The organism is Pseudomonas sp. FFPRI_1, assembly GCF_055384485.1.
Genome location: NZ_AP029168.1, coordinates 3,453,015 through 3,471,420 on the forward strand (window position 1 = coordinate 3,453,015; position 18,406 = coordinate 3,471,420).

Here is an 18,406-nt window from a genome sequence, read left to right on the forward strand (position 1 = left end):
ATGACGCATAATACGTGCCAGGCCCTGGATCACCAACCGCCATGCTGGGCCAGGCTGCCATAAGAAATGTTACATGCGCTTTCAAAGGTAGGAGACAAATGCCCGATGCGCCCACTTACCGGGAGCTGCAGGGCAAAAGCGCTGCCCAAGACAACCCGCTACAAGGATCGCTGACGGTGCACCTCAATCAAGGATCGGCCATGGGCCGGATTATTCGACGCGTATGTTTCGCGCTGTTGTTCACCTGTTTCGGCGCGGCCCTGGGGCTCGGACTGGAACATTTTCTCAACCGCCCCGAGATGCTCAAGACCCGCCAGGCCCTGGTCATCGAAGGCCCGTTGGGGGATGACCGCAGCTACGTGCTGCCGCCGGGCACGGTGCTCTACTTCGACCGCGCCTTTGCCGAAGGGCACAGGCTCTACCACGCCTATTTCTATTATCACGGCGAGCCCGAACACGAGCGGGTGCTACTGGAACCCAAGCACAAGGGCTCGCTGACCGTCCCCACCTGGCTCTACGGCCCCGAGTCCCGGTAGGCGCTGGCATCCAAGCCCGCCTTCGCCGGCAAGCCGGCTCCTACAGTCCCCCCACGATATCTCTGTCAGCCGTAGGAGCTGGCTTGCCAGCGAAGAGGCCCGCAAGACCGCCTTCGCCGGCAAGCCGGCTCCTACGGGCTCCCCGAGATATCTCTACCAGCCGTAGGCGCTGGCTTGCCAGCGAAAGGGCCCTCAAGACCGCCTTCGCCGGCAAGCCGGCCCTTTCCGCGGGCCGGTGCTCAGGACTCCAGCGCCTCGCCACTCGGTTGCCCGGCTTCTGCCTTGGGTTTCCATTCGCTGATGATCACCGCCAACACGATCAAGGCGCCGCCCAGCAATGCCAGCCCCGGCAGGCGTTCGCCGACGATCCGCCCGATCACCCCGGCCCACACCGGTTCACCGGCGTAGATCAGGGTGGCGCGGGTCGGCGAGACGCTTTTCTGCGCCCAGTTCATCGCCACCTGGATCGCCGCGCTGGCGGCGCCCAGGCCCAGGGCGCTGGCCAGCAGCAGCCAGGAAAACCCCGGCAACGCCTCGCTGGTCGGTCCCACCATGGCAAAGGCCAGGAGCGAGGTGACGGCCAGTTGCACCACGGTGACCCGGCGCACATCCACGCGCCCGGCGAAACTGCTGATCATGATGATCTCGGCGGCGATCGCCACAGTGCTGATCAGGGTGGCGATCTCCCCCGGGCTGAAGTCCAGGGAGGCACCGTTGGGCCCGGACAGCAGCATCAACCCCGTGAAGGCCAGCATGATGCCGATGCTCGGCAGCAGCCCCGGGCGCCTGCCCATGAACAGCCATTGCAGCAGTGGCACGAAGGGCACGTAAAGAGCGGTGATGAAGGCCGACTGGCTGCTGGGGATGCTTTGCAAGCCCACGGTCTGCAGGCCGTAGCCGAGCATGATGGCGGTGCCGATAAAGCCGCCGGCCCGCAGCTCGAACAGGGTCAGGCCGCGCAGGTGGCGCAGGGAAAACAGGGCGACGATGCAGGCCGCCGCGGCGAAGCGCAGGCCGACGAAGAACATCGGCCCGCTGACGGTCATGGCCTGTTGCACCAGGTAGAAGGTGCCGCCCCAGATCATGGTGATCAGCACCAGTACGGCTTCGGCCTTGCTGAGTTTGAACTGCAATCTGCGGGAGGGGCTGGACGTCATGGCCTTGCGTGCTACCTGAGGGGGACGCACAATGCGCCGGAAGTTGGGCAGTATACTGCGCAGGCCTGGAGAGTGAGCAATATAGTGCACAAAGAAAACAGCCAGCGGGCTTCGGTCCTGCAACACGTCAGCCTCAATGTGCGGCGCCTGCGCCATGCCGCAGGCCTGAGCCAGAGCGCCCTGGCGGAAAAGTCCGATGTCAGCCGGCGAATGCTGGTGGCCATCGAAGCGGGGGAAAAGAACGTCAGCCTCGGCACCCTGGACCGGGTGGCCGAAGCCCTGGATGTGGCCTTCAGCGACCTGATCCAGGCCCCCGGTTCCCCGGACCCGAGCCGTATCAACGAACTGGCCTGGGCCGGTGTCATTCCCGGTAGCAAGGCGGTACTGCTGGCCAAGGCCGAGGCCCGGCGCGAAGTGGAACTCTGGGAGTGGCAACTGGAGCCGGGGGAGATCTACCGTTCGGAATGCGACGCCCAGGGCTGGAGCGAGCAGATCTATGTCTTCGAAGGCAGCCTGACGGTGTTCTTCGGCGACAGCGAGCGGCGTTTGCACAGCGGTGAGTTCTTCATGTTCGCCAGCCATGTGCCCCACGGCTATCGCAATGATGGCACCCAGGCCACGCGCTTCGTGCGCAATGTGGTGATCTGAGGGCGAGCCTCGGTGGCCACTGTTGGCCCAGCAACAGTGATTGAACATTCTGCTGGTTTTCAGTTGATGTCGATTATTCGAATTGTTTTATAACTTATTGAAATAGAAGCATTTAAGTCGTTGGCTCGACTTCTGCAACGCTGCTGACAGGAACCCCTCCACGGGGGTTCATCTTGATCTTCAGGAAGCGGAGTCGGCCCATGACAGCCCCAGCTCAACCCCCACTCAGTGCCCATATCATCCGCAGTGATGCCGAGGCGATCAGCGTCGCCCGGGCGCTGGCCCAGCGCTTCGCGGTGGAGGCGGCGGTACGCGATCGCGAACGGCGTCTGCCGCTGGCGGAACTCGACGCATTCTCTGCCAGCGGCCTGTGGGGCATCACCATTCCCCGGGCCTACGGCGGTGCCGGAGTGTCCTATGTGACCCTGGTGGAGGTGATCAAGCTGATCTCCGCCGCCGACCCCTCCCTGGGCCAGTTACCGCAGAACCACCTGGGGGTGGTGGACATCCTGCTGCAGACCGCCAGCGAGGAGCAGAAGCGCCATTACTTCGCCAAGGTGCTGCAGGGGCAACGCTTCGGCAATGCGTTTTCCGAAGCCGGCAGCAAGCACGTCGGGGCCTTCGAGACGCAGATCCGTTTTACCGGCGAGCAGGCGCGGATCGACGGTGAGAAGTCCTACTGCACCGGCGCCTTGTTCGCCCATATAGTCCCGGCGGTGGCGGTGGACGAGCACAACCAGGCGCACATTGCCTTTATCCCGCGCGACAACCCCGGGTTGACGGTGATCGACAGCTGGGACGGTTTCGGCCAGCGCACCACCGCCAGTGGCCGGGTCAGCCTCCAGGCGGTGCAGGTCCCGCGCAGCGCGGTGATCCCGGCCCACCGGGCTTTCGACCAGCCCACCGCCGACGGCCCGATCTCCCAGGTCATCCAGGCCGCGGTGGACACCGGCATTGCCGTGGCCGCCCTGGAAGACGCCAAACAGCATGCCCGGCGCTCGCGCCCCTGGATCGACAGTGGCCTGGACCACGGCTGGCAGGACCCTTTCACCCTGGCGGCGATCGGTGATCTGGAATGGCGGGTCCACGGCGCCGAGGCGATCCTGGTCAAGGCCGCCCAGGCCATCGACCAGGCCTTGCTCAACGCCAATGAAGACAGCGTTGCCCATGCCTCGCTGGTGGTGGCCCAGGCCAAGGTGCTGTCGACCGAAAGCGCCTTGCTGGCGGCCAGCAAGCTGTTCGAACTGGCGGGCACCCGCTCGGTGTCGGGCCAGTACAACCTCGACCGCCACTGGCGCAATGCCCGCACCCACACCCTGCACGATCCGGCCCGCTGGAAATATCACCTGATCGGCAACTACCTGCTCAACGGCGTCAAGCCGGCCCGTCACGCCTGGAACTGAAGGAACGCCCCCGATGAATGCATTGACTCGACCCGACAGCCCGGAAACGGCCCTGGCCCACAGCGCCGAGGACCTGCAGCGAGCCCGGACCTTGTTGCAGCGGACCCTGGAGCATGTCCGGGAACAGGCGCGGTCCGCCAACGGCCTGCCCAGGGCCAATGAAGACCCTTTTGTGATCAGCCGCTTTGGCGACCTGCAGATCCGTATCGAAGTGGCCGCCGCCCTGCAGGAGCGAGCCCAGCGCCAAGTGCAGGCGAAACAGGACCCGGCCGAGATCCATATCGCCCTGACCGAGGCGGCGATTGCCGCCGCCCAAGCGCTGCTGGCCAGCGGCAATGCCGAATTCGAACTCACCGGCCAGCGCAGTCCGCAGCCCTCGACGCTGCACGACCCGCTGCGCTTGAAGTACTCATTGATCGGCAACTACCGCCTCAACGGCGTGCTGCCCCAGGTTGCAGGAGGGTGGTCCGATGTCCCGTGAAATTCGCCTCAATGCCTTCGACATGAACTGTGTCGGCCATCAGTCGCCGGGGCTCTGGGCGCATCCCCGGGATCGCTCCTGGCAGTACAAGGACCTGGAGTACTGGACCGAGCTGGCGAAGATCCTTGAAAAGGGCAAGTTCGACGGCTTGTTCATCGCCGATGTGCTGGGCATCTACGACGTCTACCAGGGCCGTGGCGAGGCGGCGATCCGCCAGGCGGCCCAGGTGCCGGTCAACGATCCGTTGCAGCTGATTCCGCCCATGGCCCTGGTCACCGAGCACCTGGGGTTCGGCCTGACGGCTTCACTGTCCTTCGAGCACCCCTATCCCTTCGCCCGACGCCTCTCTACCCTCGACCACCTGACCAAGGGCCGCGCCGGCTGGAACATCGTCACCTCCTACCTGGAGAGCGGGGCGAAGAATATCGGGCACCAGGCCCAGACCGAGCACGACGCCCGCTACGACTACGCCGAGGAATACCTGGAGGTCTGCTACAAGCTCTGGGAGGGCAGTTGGGAGGACGGCGCGATCCTGCGGGACCGCGAGCGGCGAATCTTCAGCGACCCGAGCAAGATCCACGAGATCCAGCACGTGGGCAGGCACTTCCAGGTGCCGGGCATCCACCTCTGCGAGCCTTCGCCGCAGCGCACCCCGGTGCTCTACCAGGCCGGTGCGTCGAGCCGCGGCAAGCAGTTCGCCGCCGAGCACGCCGAATGCGTGTTCGTTGCCGCGCCGTCCAAGGTCCTGCTGAAAAACACCGTGGCCGATATCCGTCGCCGCGCTGCCGAGGCCGGGCGCGACCCGTCGAAGGTGCTGATCTTCAACCTGCAGACGGTGATCCTTGGCGAGACCGATGCCAAGGCCAGGGCCAAGTTCGAAGAGTACAAATCCTGGGTCAGCTATGAGGGGGCCATGGCGCTGATTTCCGGCTGGACCGGCATCGACTTCAGCCGCTTCAAGCCCGACGAGCCCCTCAAGCATGTGCACACCAACGCCATCCAGTCGGCGGTGGAGGCCTTTTCCACGGCAGATCCGAACAAGGTCTGGACCCCTCACGAACTGGCCGACTGGGTGGGCATCGGCGGTTTTGGCCCGCTGTTTGTCGGCAGCCCGGAAACCGTGGCCGACCTGCTCCAGGAATGGGTCGAGGACACCGACGTCGATGGCTTCAACCTGGCCTATGCACTGACCCACGAAACCTTTATCGATGCCGTGGAGTTGCTGGTGCCGGAGTTGCAGAAGCGCGGCGTGTACAAGACCGACTACGGCCCGGGCACCCTGCGGGAAAAACTCTTCGGTGCGGGCCCGCGCCTGCCCGAAAGCCACCCGGGCAGTGCCTGGCGCAACCTCGGCCAGCAGCGCCAGGCGGCGCAGAAGAGCGCATGACCCTGAATGTCGAGGCTGTGGTCGCAGATGCACCCTGCGGCTACGGCTGATCCAGCCAGCGGACCACCGCACGCTCTTGTCTGCACGAGCGAGGTGTTCCATGAATCAGTTGTCTTCCTGTCCACCCTGCAACGGGCCCGACGACGCCGTCCTGCTGCAGTTGCCTGAGGCCTTGGCGCAATTGGGTCATTGGGCCCGGGTCAGCCCCTTGCGCACGGCCTTGCGTCACAGGCGCCTGGGGCGCTGGTGGGTGTGGCGCTGGATCGATGTGCTGCGCGATGTCCAGCGCCTGGCCGATGGCCTGCGCCAGCACGAGCTGACAGCCGGTTCGCAGTTGCTGCTCAGTGGCGACGCCGATCCCGCCATGTTGCTGCTGGCCCTGGCTGCCCAGAGCCTGGGGGCCCAGGTGCGGTGCCTGGGGGCGGAGTGTTCGCCCCAGGTGTTGCAACGCCATCTCTGGCGCTGGCGGCCGAGTCACGGCTTTGTTTCCGAGCCTGTGCCACTGGCGTTCTGGCATTCCCTGGCCGAGCCGGCCCTGGCGCCGCGCTGGCTGATCAGCCATCAGCCATTGTCTGCGCTGCCAGCGAGGCCGCGAGTGCAGTCGCTGACCTTTGTCCAGTTGCTGGGCGTCAGGGAGACTGCCCGGCCCGAGGGGCGTTGGCTCGGCGCCGCACCCAGCGCCGGGCCTTGGAACGAGTCCCGTGGACGCCAGCCTGACGGGTTGCCGTTGCTGCTGCAGCAATGGCTGGAAAGTGGCCAGAGCCCGGTCTTTACCCAGCAGGCACACACTACTGGCGCTGTTGGTCGGAGGACGAACGAGCCGGGGTTTCTAGTTCTTTGGTATCGCTGGATGAGGTTCGCCTGGCTGCGGCGTTTATGATTCTCGCGGACATTGCCTCCAGCGCCGGAAACCTGTGCGCAAGGCGCCGCCACGCTTCCTGAACGCCGGGCCACGCAGTAACCTGGCGCTCCAGCAGGCTTGCCGTGCGCCGAGGTGCGGCATGACTGTTTCCAGGGCCAACATCGACCGTGAGCACTCCATGAACCAGACCCCTGCGCTAGCGGCCAGCCGAGACGCCGAAATCCTGATTATCGGCGGTGGCCTCAGTGGCACCTTGCTCGCGGCGCAATTGCTGCGCCTGCCAGGCCGGCGGCGCATCCTGGTGATCGAGCCCCGCAGCGAGGTGGGGCGCGGCGAGGCCTACAGCGCCGTGGAACTGGGGCATACCCTGAACGGCAATGCGGCGCGCATGAGCGTCGACCCGGACAACCCCGATGACCTGAGCCAATGGCTGGCCGAGCATATTGCCGGCGGTGGCTGGCCCGAGTCGGCGCAGCAGCCCGTGCCGGTCAGCGAACTGTTCCCGCCCCGGGGCCTGTTTGGCGTCTATGTTCAGCAACGCTTGGCCGAAGCTCGGGTGGCCGGCGCGCAATACCTGTCCTCGGTGCAGCATGTGCGCGGCGAAGCGGTGGACCTGGAAATCGACCCTGCCGGGGCTCGCCTGACCCAGGCTGACGGCCGCCAGTTGCACGGCGCCGTTGCCGTGCTGGCCACCGGCATGTTCCCGGCGGCGCGTACCCCCCAGACCGAGTCCAGCGGCTTGAATGCGGCGGCGCTGGATCCCTGGGATGTCCCGGCCATGGCGCAGTTGGCCCCCCAGGCCCGGGTGCTGATCATTGGCGCCGGCTTGACCATGGTCGATGCCGTGGTGTCCCTGGAGCAGGCCGGGCATCGCGGGCCCATCGAGGTGTTTTCCCGCCACGGGCTGTTGCCCCATGTACGGCGCCAGCCCCCAGCCTGGAGCGACTTCCTGGCACAGGACCCGAGCATCCGCACACCGCGCCAACTGATGGGCGAGCTGCGTCGCCAATGCCGCCAGGCCCAGGCCCGGGGAATCGACTGGCAGGCGCCCCTGGACACGGTGCGGGCCCATATCGGCCGGCTCTGGAGCCAGGCCACCGAGGTACAGCGCCGACAGTTCGTGCGGCATGTGCGGCCCTGGTGGGAGAGTCACCACCACCGCTCGCCACCCTTGAGCGCCGAATTGCTGGCGCGCCTGCACGGGGAAGGGCGGTTGCGGATTCACGCCGCGTGCTACCAGGGGTTGGAACCGGCTGCTGATGGCCAATTGGCGATTGTCCTGCGCTATCGCGGGACGAGTGAGCGCACACGGATGCTGGGCGACGCACTGATCAACTCCAGCGGCATCGAATACGACTGGCGGCGAGTGGCGCGGCCCTTGCCCCGGCAACTGCTGGCCCGAGGCCTGGTACGGCCGGGGCCCCTGGCCCTGGGCATCAGCGCCGACCCGACGGGCGCGGTGCACAACGCCGAGGGCGCAGTGGCCGAGCGCCTGTTCGCCCTCGGTCCACCCCTGCGTGGCCTGTGGTGGGAAAGCACCGCCGTCACCGACGTCGCCCTGCAAGCCAAGGCCCTGGCCGCACGCCTGGCCGCGCTCCCCCTGTAACCCCAGCGCGATATCTCTACCAGCCGTAGGAGCTGGCTTGCCAGCGAAGAGGCCGGCAAGACCGCCTTCGCCGGCAAGCCGGCTCCTACAGACTCCCCACGATATTTCTGCCAGCCGTAGGAGCTGGCTTGCCAGCGAAGAGGCCCGCAAGACCGCCTTCGCCGGCAAGCCGGCTCCTACAGAACCTCCCGCGATATTCCTGCCAGCCGTAGGAGCTGGCTTGCCAGCGAAGAGGCCCGCAAGACCGCCTTCGCCGGCAAGCCGGCTCCTACAGATCCCCCGCGATATTTCTGCCAGCCGTAGGAGCTGGCTTGCCAGCGAAGAGGCCCGCAAGATCGCCTTCGCCGGCAAGCCGGCTCCTACAGATCCCCCACGATTTCTCTGCCAGCCGTAGGAGCTGGCTCGCCAGCGAAGAGGCCCGCAAGACCGCCTTCGCCGGCAAGCCGGCTCCTACAGTGTCACCCAGCGCTGTTCCTGGGCGGCAATGCGGATCGCCGCCGCCAGGCGCTCCACTTCCCAGGCTTCCTGGAAATCCGTGCCATCGCGACCCTGCCCCCCCAGGGCCATGATCAGTTCCTGAACCTCCAGGGTCTTGAGCTCGTTGTATCCCAGTTGGTGCCCCGGTGCCGGGCTGAAGGCCGCGTAGCCGGGCAGGGTGGGCCCGGCCAGCAGGCGCTGGAAGCCTTTCTGGCCGACTCGGTACAGGCGCAGTTCGTTGAGCCGCTCCTGGTCGAAGGCCAACGTACCGAGGGTGCCGCTGATTTCGAAGCTCAAATGGTTCTTGTAGCCGTGCTTGATCCAACTGCTGCAGAAGGTGCCCCGGGCGCCATTGGCGAAGCGCAGCAGGGCGTGGGCCTGATCGTCCACGGCAATGCCGCGCCGTTCCTGGCTGCCGGCGTGGGTCGGGCGCTGCAGGTGCACGGTCTGGGTATCGGCGCATACCGCCTGTACCGGGCCCATGAGAAAGCGCGCCATGGCCAGTAGATGGCTGCCCAGGTCGGCCAGGGCGCCACCGGCGTGCTGTGGATCACAGCGCCAGGACCAGGGCGAATCCGGGTCGGCCATGAAGTCTTCGCTGAATTCCCCCTGGAAACTCACCAGTTGCCCCAGCTCGCCGCTGCCGATCAGTTCCCGGGCCAGGACGATCATCGGGTTGTGCTGGTAGTTGTAGCCGACCCGGGTCACTACCCCGGCAGCCTGAGCCGCGTGGTGCATCTGCCGGGCCTGATCGACGCTGACCGCCAGGGGTTTTTCGCAGTACACCGCCTTGCCCGCCGCCAATGCAGCCATGGCCATGGGAAAGTGCAGATGATTGGGGGTGGTGATGGCCACCAGGCCAACCCGGGGATTGGCGATCAGTTGCTGCCAGTCGGTGTGGGCCTGGGCAAAGCCCCAGGCTGCGGCGCAGTGCCCGGCACGCTCGGCATCGGCATCCGCGAGGGCCGCCAGGTGCAGGCGCACCGGCAGTTCGAACACCGCACTGACACTGCGAAACGCCAGGGCGTGGGCACGGCCCATGAAACCGGTGCCGATCAAGCCAATACCAAGTTCATCCATAACCGCACCTGCAGAATTATTATTGTAGGGAGGTGTGTTATGGAATAAAAATTCAATAATTGCAATTGGTGGAAATGAAATTGAGGGGCAAGCGGCAAGCGGCAAGCGGCAAGCTTCAAGCTTCAAGCTTCAAGCTTCAAGCTCCAAACTTGTGGCTTGTGGCTTGTGGCTTGTGGCTTGCCGCTTGTGCTGTGGCTAGGGAGCTTGCACCTGCGGGGCTGTTTGGCAGGCCCGCTCTTCGCGGCCCGCCCAGCCCGGGGGGCGTCAGGAAAACCTTCAACCTGATGCGAGGGCTGGCAGCCCCCAGGCTGCCTTTTCAGGATTCAGGAGAGAAAGCCGCCATCCACGTTCAGCGAGACGCCGGTGGTGTAGCTGGAGGCATCGCTGGCCAGGAACAGCACTGCGCCGGCCATTTCGCTCGGGTCGGCCACGCGCTTGAGGGGGATCTGCGCCAGGGCGGTCTTGAGGATGGCGTCGTTCTTCACCAGGGCCGAGGCGAACTTGGTGTCGGTCAGGCCCGGCAGCAGGGCGTTGCAGCGGATGCCGAACGGTGCGCATTCCTTGGCGAAGACCTTGGTCATGTTGATCACCGCGGCCTTGGTCACCGAGTAGATGCCCTGGAAGATCCCCGGTGATACGCCGTTGATCGAGGCCACGTTGATGATGCTGCCGCCGCCGTTCTCGCGCATCAGCTTGCCGGCTTCCACCGACATGAAGAAGTAGCCGCGGATGTTCACGTCGACGGTCTTCTGGAAGGCCCCCAGGTCAGTGTCCAGCACGTTGCAGAACTGCGGGTTGGTGGCGGCGTTGTTGACCAGGATGTCCAGGCGTCCGAACTGTTCACGGATGCCAGCGAAGACCTGGCTGATCTGTTCCATCTCACCGATGTGGCAGGCAATCGCCGTGGCCTTGCCGCCGTCCGCGATGATGGCGTCGGCCACGTGCTGGCAGCCCTCGAGCTTGCGGCTCGAAACGATCACGTGGGCCCCTTGCTGGGCCAGCAGCTTGGCTATCGCCTCGCCGATACCGCGGCTGGCGCCGGAAACGAAAGCGATCTTGCCGTCGAGGTCGAACATCTGAGTCTTGGACATGGTTTTTCCTTGTTGTGGCTGTCGGGCGCCGGGGCGCGGTCAGAGGCTGGACTTGGCGATGACCTGCAGGCTCATCTGCTCCAGCAGCTTGTTCATGTGGATGAACTGGGCGAAGCGTTTGTCCTGGGTCTGGCCGTGGTAGAAGCGGTAGTAGATCTGCTGCACGATACCGGCCAGGCGGAACAGGCCGTAGGTGTAGTAGAAGTCGAAGTTGCCGATCTCGATCCCCGAACGCTCGGCGTAGTAGTCGACGAACGCCTGGCGGCTCAGCATGCCCGGGGCGTTGCTCGGCTGGCGGCGCATCAGTTGCACCGGCGCCGGGTCGGCGGCCTCGATCCAGTAGGCCAGGCTGTTGCCCAGGTCCATCAGCGGATCCCCCAGGGTGGTCAGTTCCCAGTCCAGTACGCCGATGATCCGCATCGGGTTCTGCGGGTCGAGGATCACGTTGTCGAAGCGGTAGTCGTTGTGCACGATGCTCGAGGTCGGGTGGTCGGCGGGCATCTTGTCGTTGAGCCAGGCCTTGACCGCTGTCCATTGCGGCGCATCGGGGGTCAGGGCTTTTTCGTAGCGCTCGCTCCATCCCTTGATCTGGCGTTGCACGTAGCCTTCGGGGCGACCCAGGTCACCCAGGCCGCAGGCGTGGTAGTCGACCTGGTGCAGCTCCACCAGGCGGTCGATGAAGCTCTTGCACAGGGCCTGGGTCTGGTCGGCGTCAAGCCCCAGTTCCGGCGGCAGGTCGGAGCGCAGGATGATGCCCTTGACCCGTTCCATGACATAGAACTCGGCGCCTATCACCGACTCGTCGGTGCAGTGCACATAGGCTTTCGGGCAGTAGGGAAAGCCGTCCTTGAGCTGGTTGAGAATGCGGAACTCACGGCCCATGTCGTGGGCGGACTTGGCCTTGTGGCCGAAGGGCGGCCGCCGCAGGACGAACTCCTGCCCGGGGTATTCCAGCAGGTAGGTGAGGTTCGAGGCGCCACCGGGGAACTGGCTGATCTGCGGTGTACCGCTGAGCCCGGGGATGTGCGCCTTGAGGTACGGGTCGATCAGGCTGGCATCGAGTTCTTCGCCGGATCGAGTACGGGTGGATTGGTCTGTAAGCGCCATGCTTATCCCTTCTGCTTATTCTGGAGGCCAGAGATTATTGGCTAATCTAATGCGCCCACCGGCCCCTCACAATCGTGGCGGGCCTTTATAGGTACGCGTGTTGCCGGACAATCATTGCTTTTGATACAAGCGTTTGAATCTTCCCCCGAGACGGTAGGCACCAGCTTCGCAGCGTGTGGGATTTCTGGTCTTCAGATCGGGAAATAAAACACCTTGGCTGGCAGGCCGGCCCTACCAGCATAGACATTGCCCGCTGCTCAGGGCGCCAGTCGGTTCGCCGCGGGCAGGGCCAGCGGGGTCAGCAGCGGCTGGCCGTCGAAGTGCGCGCTGAGGTTGCGCCCGACCATGGCCACGGTGTCGCGGCTGGCCTGGGGCGAGAGCCCGGCCACATGGGGCGTGAGCACCACGTTGTCCAGGAGCTTGAAGCGGTCCGGCACCTGGGGCTCGTCATCGAACACATCCAGGGCCGCGCCGGCAATCCGTCGCTGCTCCAGGGCTTGCAGCAACGCGTCGGTATCCACCACGCTGGCCCGGGCGACATTGACCAGGAAACCTTCCGCCCCCAGGGCTTGCAGCACCGGCCCGTCCACCAGGTGCCGGGTCTCGGCGCCGCCGGGGGTGGCGATCACCAGCACGTCCGAGGCCCGGGCCAGTTCGACCAGGGTCGAGCAAAAGCCGTAGGGCTGTTCCGGCCTGGGCTGGCGGCTGTGATAGCTGACCTGCATGTCGAAGCCCAGGGCGCAGCGCCGGGCAATGGCCTGGCCCACCGCGCCGAGGCCGAGAATCCCCAGGCGCATGCCGGCCAGGGACGGGCGGGTGATTTTCGGCCATTGCCCCTGGCGCACCGCTGCATCGGCCTGGGGAATCCCGCGCACCAGGGACAGCAGCAGGGCCAGGGCGTGATCGGCCACGGACGAGGCATTGACCCCGGCGCCATTGGTCACCGCAATCCCGCGGTTGCTCGCCGCCTGCAGGTCCACCTGTTCATAACCGGCGCCGATCACGCAGATGATCTGCAGGCGCGGCAGGGCCTGGATCTCCGCGGCCGTCAGGCCCAGCGGGCCACGGGTCAGGACCGCATCGATCTGCCCGGCGTGATCACGGATCGCCCGGGCCCGCTCGGCGGGCGTCGGCGCCAGGATCAGGTGGAAACCCTGCTGCTCCAGCAGGGGCAGGTAGGCGTTGACGTTTTCAACCAGGACCAGGACGGTGGCACGCATCGGGGGCTTCCTCCAGGGGGTTAGCGGGGCAGGGGCTGGCGCAGTTGGAAAATGTTGCCTTCCGGGTCGACGCCGTCGCAGACCCGGGCCTCCTTGAACAGCCATTCGCGTTCGCTGGGGTACAACCGGCCACCGGCTGCGGCGGCACGCTGGCGGGCCTGCTGCAGGTCGGCCACCTGGTACACCGGCTTGCAGGCTGAATCGCTGCGAGGCTGGGGCGGGGCCTGCAACTGGATACCCGCGGCAATTGCCGCCGGCACCTGGACCAGGGTCAGTTCGAAGCCCTGGTGCACGAGTTGCTGGTAGTCGTCATGGCGTTCGCTGATCGGCCAGCCGAGGAGCTCGGCATAGAACTGCGCCAGGGTGGCGGGGTGAAGGCTGTAGAGCACGCACCCGGCGACTGTCGTGGCACTCATGGAAAACTCCATAAAAGCGAGGAAAGGGCTCAAGAGTGCGGTTTTGCGGGCTTTTTGGCAATGCCTGGCAAGGCCCTTCCCGGGGCATTGCGCCGTTGCCGGCGCGACCCGGGTGGGGTAGGGGATGGCTTCTCTAGAAGGTCAGGTCCGGGGTCTTGGCCAGGCGCACGAAAGGGCCGTTCAAGGTGGCGTTATGGTGGGCGATGATCTTCTTCGCCCCCAGCAGCGGGGTGTCCATGCAGGTGTGGGCGTCTTCCACCAGCAGCACGGCGAAGCCCAGGTCGCTGGCAGCGCGGCAGGTGGCGTCCACGCAATACTGGGTCTTCATCCCGACCACCACCAGTTCCTCGACCCCGGCCTCCTTCAGGCGCTGGGCCAGGTCGGTGCCGGCAAAGCAGTTGGGGCGGGTCTTGTCCAGCACACTGTCCTGAGCTTCATCCAGCTCCAGGGTCGGCAGCAACTGCCAGAACGGGCTGCCGGCGGCAATCGGCGATTCGGCAGGGCCGGTATGGCGCACGGCGAAGATCGGCGCTCCGGCTTGGCGGGCGCGGCGAATCAGCTGATTGATGTTTTCCAGGACCTGCTCGCGCTTGTAGGGTTTGTCCGGTCCGTTGAACAGGCCAACCTGCATGTCGATCACCAGCAGGGCACGCTTGGCATGGGATGAAGGCATCTTGTCTCTCCTTGTAGTGCCAGGTGGACGGAGAAACAAAAGGCCCCGTCCATTGCTGGCGGGGCCTTGGTTCTACTGTGCTTGCTTCATCCTGCACAGCCACCACACGACCCGCCTGAGGCAGTCGTGGTGGTGGAGGCAGGGTTCAGCGCGTAGATATTCATGGGGACCGATCATGCCGTCGCGCCATGAAGCTTGTCAACGCGGTCCGACCCCGGCGCCGGCGTGCCTTGCAGCCGGGAGGGCAGGAGGGGCTCGGCGGCGGACCGCAAGGCGTGACCGGCAATCTGAGGGAGAAGGCCGGACCAGACACCTCGCCAGGCAAATCTGCAGCGTATAAACCGTTCCTCAGCTAAGTCTATGCAGCGCCCTCGGAATCCCGGACAATCGCGCCCCCTCTGTTTCGGCGGGGCACTGCCTGTCGGGTACTCCGACTGGCCCTGACCGATATGGCAATTGACCGGAATGTGGAGATCCCACCGGATGAATGATCAGGCCAACAGCGTTGATCAACGCTTTGAAACGGCGGCCCCAGCGACCCTGAGCCGCTGGAACCGTCAAGACACCACCTGGATGCTGGGCCTGTTTGGCACCGCCATCGGTGCGGGTACTTTGTTTCTGCCTATCAATGCGGGCATTGGCGGCTTCTGGCCGCTGCTGATCCTGGCGCTGCTGGCCTTCCCCATGACGTTCTACGCGCACCGCGGGCTGACCCGTTTCGTGCTTTCCGGGCGTGAAGGCGCAGACATCACCGAAGTGGTGGAAGAGCATTTCGGGCTCAGTGCCGGTGCCCTGATCACCTTGCTCTACTTCCTCGCCATCTTCCCCATCCTGCTGATCTACAGCGTGGCCCTGACCAACACCGTCGGCAGCTTCATGGCCAACCAGCTGCATATCGAGCCGCCACCGCGAGCGCTGCTGTCCCTGGTGCTGATCCTCGGCCTGCTGGCCGTGGTGCGCTGCGGTGAGCAGGTGATCGTCAAGGCCATGAGCCTGATGGTCTATCCCTTCATCGTTGCCTTGCTGTTCCTCGCGGTGTTCCTGATCCCTCACTGGAACGGCGGCATCCTCACCACCATCAGCGACGTACCGGCGCCTTCGGCCTTCCTGCACACCCTCTGGCTGGCGATCCCGGTGATGGTGTTCTCCTTCAACCACTCGCCGATCATCTCGGCCTTTGCCGTTGACCAGAAGCGCCGCTACGGCCAGCACGCCGAACAGCGCAGCTCGCAGATCCTGTCCCGGGCCCACCTGTTGATGGTGGCCATGGTGCTGTTCTTCGTCTTCAGTTGCGTGCTGACCCTGTCGCCGGCGCAACTGGCCGAGGCCAAGGAACAGAACCTGTCGATCCTGTCCTACCTGGCCAACCACTTCAGCAATCCGACCATCGCCTTCGCCGCGCCGTTGATTGCCTTCGTGGCCATTGCCAAGTCCTTCCTCGGCCACTACATCGGTGCCAGCGAAGGCCTCAAGGGCCTGATCCTCAAGGGCCGTCGACGTCCTGGTGCAAAAGCCCTGGACCGCATGACCGCAGCCTTCATGCTGGTGATCTGCTGGGTGGTGGCGACCCTCAACCCGAGCATCCTGAAGATGATCGAAGCCTTTGGCGGTCCGGTGATCGCCTCGATCCTGTTCCTGATGCCCATGTACGCCATTCGCAAGGTGCCGGCCATGGCCCGCTACCGCGGCCAGGCCTCCAATGTCTTCGTGACCCTGGTGGGCCTGGTGGCCATCAGTGCGCTGGTGTTCTCCCTGGCCACCACGCGCTAAGTCTCAGCGCCCGGGACCCACGACGCCGCCGGTGCTCCACAGCACCGGCGGCGTTGTGCTTTGCGCGCCGCGTTGATGGAGGGGCTAGCGGTTGGCGCGGGCCTGTTCCAGGGGCTTGACGCAGATCCGCGGGTTCCCGGAATAAAGGTCTACGCTGATGATTTTGTTCCTGCCTGGAGTCCGTTCATGCCCCGTGCCCACCCGCAGTTGATCCGCGCCCGGCTGGAGACCCTGCACCCGACCCAGCTCACCGTCGGCCTGGCCGAGGTCCAGGCCAAGCGCGAGGAGTGGCAGCAGCTCAAGCGCAAAGCACGCAAGGCGGCCCTGGATGACCACTGGTTTCCCTGCGTGCTGGGTCCCCAGCAGCGCTATTACATGGTCGACCACCACCACTTTGGCCTGGCCCTGTTGCAGGAGGAGGTCAAGCAAGTGCCGCTGCTGGTGCTCAAGGACCTGTCCTTCGTCGAGCCGGCAAGTTTCTGGGAAGTGATGGCCTTCAACCAGTGGGCCCATCCCTACGATGCACTGGGCATCCGTCGATCGTTCGAGCGCATCCCCAAGCGCATCCTCGACCTGCAGGACGATCCCTACCGCAGCCTGGCCGGTCAATTGCGCCGTGCCGGCGGTTTTGCCAAGGACGCCACGCCGTTCAGCGAGTTCCTCTGGGCCGACTTTTTCCGCCGGCGCATCGACAGCGACGCGCTGGGCAAGCTGGGGGTCAAGGTTCAGGCCCGGGCGATGAAGCTGGCGCGCAGCCAGGACGCACGTTACTTGCCAGGATGGGTGGGCCAGATTGTCGACTGATCAACCCGGGCAGGCGCCTGCCACGCCCGCGCCCCGGCGTACCCAGGACCTGCTGGCCGGGCTCTCCATCGCCGGCCTGCTGCTGCCCGAGGCGGTGGCCTATTCCAGCATCGCCGCCTTGCCGCCCCAGGCCGGGGTGATTGCCCTGTTCGCCGGGTTGCTGTGCTACGGCCTGTTCGGCACCAGCCGCTTCGCCATTGTCTCGGCCACCTCGTCATCGGCGGCGGTGCTGGCGGCGGCGACCCTGTCCCTGGCCGCCGGCGATGCCCAGCTACGCCTGAGCCTGGCCTTCGCCCTGGTGCTGCTGACCGGGGCGTTTTTCGTTCTCGCCGGCCTGTTCCGGCTCGGCGGGGTCACCGCCTTCATCGCCAAGCCGGTGTTGCGCGGCTTTGCCTTCGGCCTGGCGCTGACCATCATCCTCAAGCAGTTCGCCACGGTGGTCGGGGTGCACCTGGATAACGGCAACCTGGTGCGTTTCCTGCCGCAGTTGCTGGAGCAATGGCCGCGCTGGAACTGGGCCGGGGCGGCAGTGGCTGCGGGGGCCTTGCTGGTGCTGATCATCTGTTCGCGGATCCGCTACGTGCCGGGCGGGCTGGTGGCGGTGGTGATCGGCATCGGCGCCGGACAATGGCTCAACCTGCCGGCCCACGGTGTAGCACTGATCGGCGTCATCGAGCTCAACCTGGAAGTGCCGAGCCTGCCGCAATTGCCCTTTGCCGACTGGCTGCGCCTGGGGGAACTGGCCTTTGCCCTGGTGATGATCCTGTATGCCGAGTCCTACGGCTCCATCAGCTCCTTTGCCCTGAAGCACGGCGACCGGGTTTCGTCCAACCGCGACTTGCTGGCCCTGGGCGCCTCCAACCTGGTGTCGGGGTTGTTCCACGGCATGCCCGCCGGTGCCGGCTACTCGGCCACCTCGGCCAACGAAGCCGCGGGTGCCGGTTCACGCCTGGCGGGGCTGACGGCGGCAGCGGTGATGCTGCTAATCGTGTTGACGGTACTGCCCTACATCGCCCTGACCCCGGAGCCGGTGCTGGCGGCGATCGTCATGTACGCCCTGGGCCACGGCCTGAGCCTGCAGCCCCTGGGGCGCTACTTCATCTGGCGACGGGATCGGCTGCTGGTGATCTGTGCGGTCACCGCGGTGCTGGTGCTGGGGGTGCTGGACGGGCTGCTGCTGTCGGTGGGCATCAGCATCCTGCTGATGCTGCGGCAGATGTCGGCGGCGGACATCCAGATCCTCGGCCAGTTGGGCAGCGGCCATGACTTCGTCGACCTGAGCCGGCATCCGCAGGCGCGGCAGGTGCCCGGGGTGCTGATCCTGCGTCCGGGGGAGGCGCTGTTCTTCGCCAATGCCGAGCGCATCCTGGGCGGGGCATTGCGCTTGATCCGCCAGGTCGAGGCGCCGATCCACAGCATCATCCTCAGCCTGGAGGAATCGCCAGACCTGGACGGCACCAGCATCGAAGCCCTGGACGAGTTCTTCCGCCAGGTCAGCCTGGAGCACAAGCACCTGGCCCTGGCGCGCCTCAAGCACGAGGCCAGGGATGCGCTGGCGGCCTTGCCCTCGAGCCGCGAATACCAGGTGCTGCTCAGCGGCACCAGCGTCGATGACACGCTGCAGGAAAGCCTGCGGGGCTGGAAGGCCGGGGCTTTGTCCCAGGCATAAAAAAACGCCGCGTATCGCA

At 65.7% G+C, this 18,406-nt stretch carries 17 protein-coding genes; 10 read left to right on the plus strand and 7 right to left on the minus strand.

What is annotated here, in order from left to right; all coding sequences use genetic code 11:
- Positions 1-200 precede the first annotated feature (200 nt).
- A complete protein-coding gene (locus ACZ5BO_RS15440; protein WP_464700814.1) occupies positions 201-536 on the plus strand; it encodes a hypothetical protein in 336 nt (111 codons plus the stop codon).
- Positions 537-775: 239 nt separating this feature from the next.
- Here the strand turns inward: ACZ5BO_RS15440 and ACZ5BO_RS15445 are convergent, their stop codons facing one another.
- Positions 776-1,783 carry a DMT family transporter gene (locus tag ACZ5BO_RS15445; RefSeq protein ID WP_464700816.1) on the minus strand — a complete coding sequence of 336 codons (1,008 nt, stop codon included), beginning with the start codon at positions 1,781-1,783 and terminating at the stop codon, positions 776-778.
- Between ACZ5BO_RS15445 and ACZ5BO_RS15450 the strand changes: the two genes are divergently transcribed.
- The 6 genes from ACZ5BO_RS15450 (at position 1,778) to ACZ5BO_RS15475 (ending at position 8,080) form a co-directional block, all read left to right on the plus strand.
- Positions 1,778-2,341, plus strand: a complete 564-nt coding sequence (locus ACZ5BO_RS15450; RefSeq protein WP_025128177.1) for a helix-turn-helix domain-containing protein — start codon at positions 1,778-1,780, stop codon at positions 2,339-2,341. The genes ACZ5BO_RS15445 and ACZ5BO_RS15450 overlap by 6 nt on opposite strands.
- Positions 2,342-2,541: 200 nt before the next feature.
- Positions 2,542-3,744: an SfnB family sulfur acquisition oxidoreductase gene (locus ACZ5BO_RS15455; protein ID WP_464700818.1), complete on the plus strand. Its 1,203-nt coding sequence runs from the start codon at positions 2,542-2,544 to the stop codon at positions 3,742-3,744.
- Positions 3,745-3,757: 13 nt separating this feature from the next.
- Entirely contained in the window at positions 3,758-4,225 is a 468-nt protein-coding gene (locus tag ACZ5BO_RS15460) for an acyl-CoA dehydrogenase (protein WP_464700820.1), read from the plus strand.
- Entirely contained in the window at positions 4,215-5,612 is a 1,398-nt protein-coding gene (locus ACZ5BO_RS15465; RefSeq protein ID WP_464700822.1) for an LLM class flavin-dependent oxidoreductase, read from the plus strand. Before ACZ5BO_RS15460 ends, ACZ5BO_RS15465 begins: the two co-directional genes overlap by 11 nt.
- 100 nt (positions 5,613-5,712) lie before the next feature.
- A complete protein-coding gene (locus ACZ5BO_RS15470; protein WP_464700824.1) occupies positions 5,713-6,492 on the plus strand; it encodes an AMP-binding protein in 780 nt (259 codons plus the stop codon).
- 160 nt (positions 6,493-6,652) lie between these two features.
- The gene (locus ACZ5BO_RS15475) at positions 6,653-8,080 is read left to right on the plus strand and encodes an FAD/NAD(P)-binding protein (RefSeq protein ID WP_464701282.1); all 1,428 of its coding nucleotides are present in this window, start codon (positions 6,653-6,655) and stop codon (positions 8,078-8,080) included.
- Positions 8,081-8,530: 450 nt separating this feature from the next.
- Here ACZ5BO_RS15475 and ACZ5BO_RS15480 read toward each other — a convergent pair whose 3' ends face one another.
- The 6 genes from ACZ5BO_RS15480 to ACZ5BO_RS15505 all read right to left on the minus strand — a co-directional run bounded on the left by ACZ5BO_RS15480 (position 8,531) and on the right by ACZ5BO_RS15505 (position 14,144).
- Positions 8,531-9,637 (minus strand): Gfo/Idh/MocA family protein, encoded by a 1,107-nt coding sequence (locus ACZ5BO_RS15480; RefSeq protein WP_464700826.1) that lies wholly within the window; start codon positions 9,635-9,637, stop codon positions 8,531-8,533.
- Positions 9,638-9,960: 323 nt separating this feature from the next.
- On the minus strand, positions 9,961-10,728 hold the full coding sequence (locus tag ACZ5BO_RS15485; RefSeq protein WP_025128184.1) for an SDR family oxidoreductase: 768 nt from the start codon (positions 10,726-10,728) through the stop codon (positions 9,961-9,963).
- A 39-nt stretch (positions 10,729-10,767) separates the two neighbouring features.
- The gene (locus ACZ5BO_RS15490) at positions 10,768-11,835 is read right to left on the minus strand and encodes a phosphotransferase family protein (RefSeq protein ID WP_025128185.1); all 1,068 of its coding nucleotides are present in this window, start codon (positions 11,833-11,835) and stop codon (positions 10,768-10,770) included.
- A 257-nt stretch (positions 11,836-12,092) separates the two neighbouring features.
- Complete coding sequence (locus ACZ5BO_RS15495; RefSeq protein WP_464700828.1) at positions 12,093-13,055, minus strand: 2-hydroxyacid dehydrogenase; 963 nt, start codon at positions 13,053-13,055, stop codon at positions 12,093-12,095.
- A gap of 20 nt (positions 13,056-13,075) precedes the next feature.
- Positions 13,076-13,471 (minus strand): VOC family protein, encoded by a 396-nt coding sequence (locus ACZ5BO_RS15500; RefSeq protein WP_025128187.1) that lies wholly within the window; start codon positions 13,469-13,471, stop codon positions 13,076-13,078.
- A 133-nt stretch (positions 13,472-13,604) separates the two neighbouring features.
- A complete protein-coding gene (locus ACZ5BO_RS15505) occupies positions 13,605-14,144 on the minus strand; it encodes a cysteine hydrolase family protein (RefSeq protein WP_464700831.1) in 540 nt (179 codons plus the stop codon).
- Between the two features lie 483 nt (positions 14,145-14,627).
- On the opposite strand from ACZ5BO_RS15505, the gene ACZ5BO_RS15510 reads away from it, so the two are divergent.
- The 3 genes from ACZ5BO_RS15510 (at position 14,628) to ACZ5BO_RS15520 (ending at position 18,387) form a co-directional block, all read left to right on the plus strand.
- On the plus strand, positions 14,628-15,914 hold the full coding sequence (locus tag ACZ5BO_RS15510; protein WP_025128189.1) for a serine/threonine transporter: 1,287 nt from the start codon (positions 14,628-14,630) through the stop codon (positions 15,912-15,914).
- 186 nt (positions 15,915-16,100) lie between these two features.
- Positions 16,101-16,718 carry a ParB-like protein gene (locus ACZ5BO_RS15515; protein WP_464700833.1) on the plus strand — a complete coding sequence of 206 codons (618 nt, stop codon included), beginning with the start codon at positions 16,101-16,103 and terminating at the stop codon, positions 16,716-16,718.
- Complete coding sequence (locus ACZ5BO_RS15520; RefSeq protein ID WP_464700835.1) at positions 16,708-18,387, plus strand: SulP family inorganic anion transporter; 1,680 nt, start codon at positions 16,708-16,710, stop codon at positions 18,385-18,387. Before ACZ5BO_RS15515 ends, ACZ5BO_RS15520 begins: the two co-directional genes overlap by 11 nt.
- Positions 18,388-18,406 lie beyond the last annotated feature (19 nt).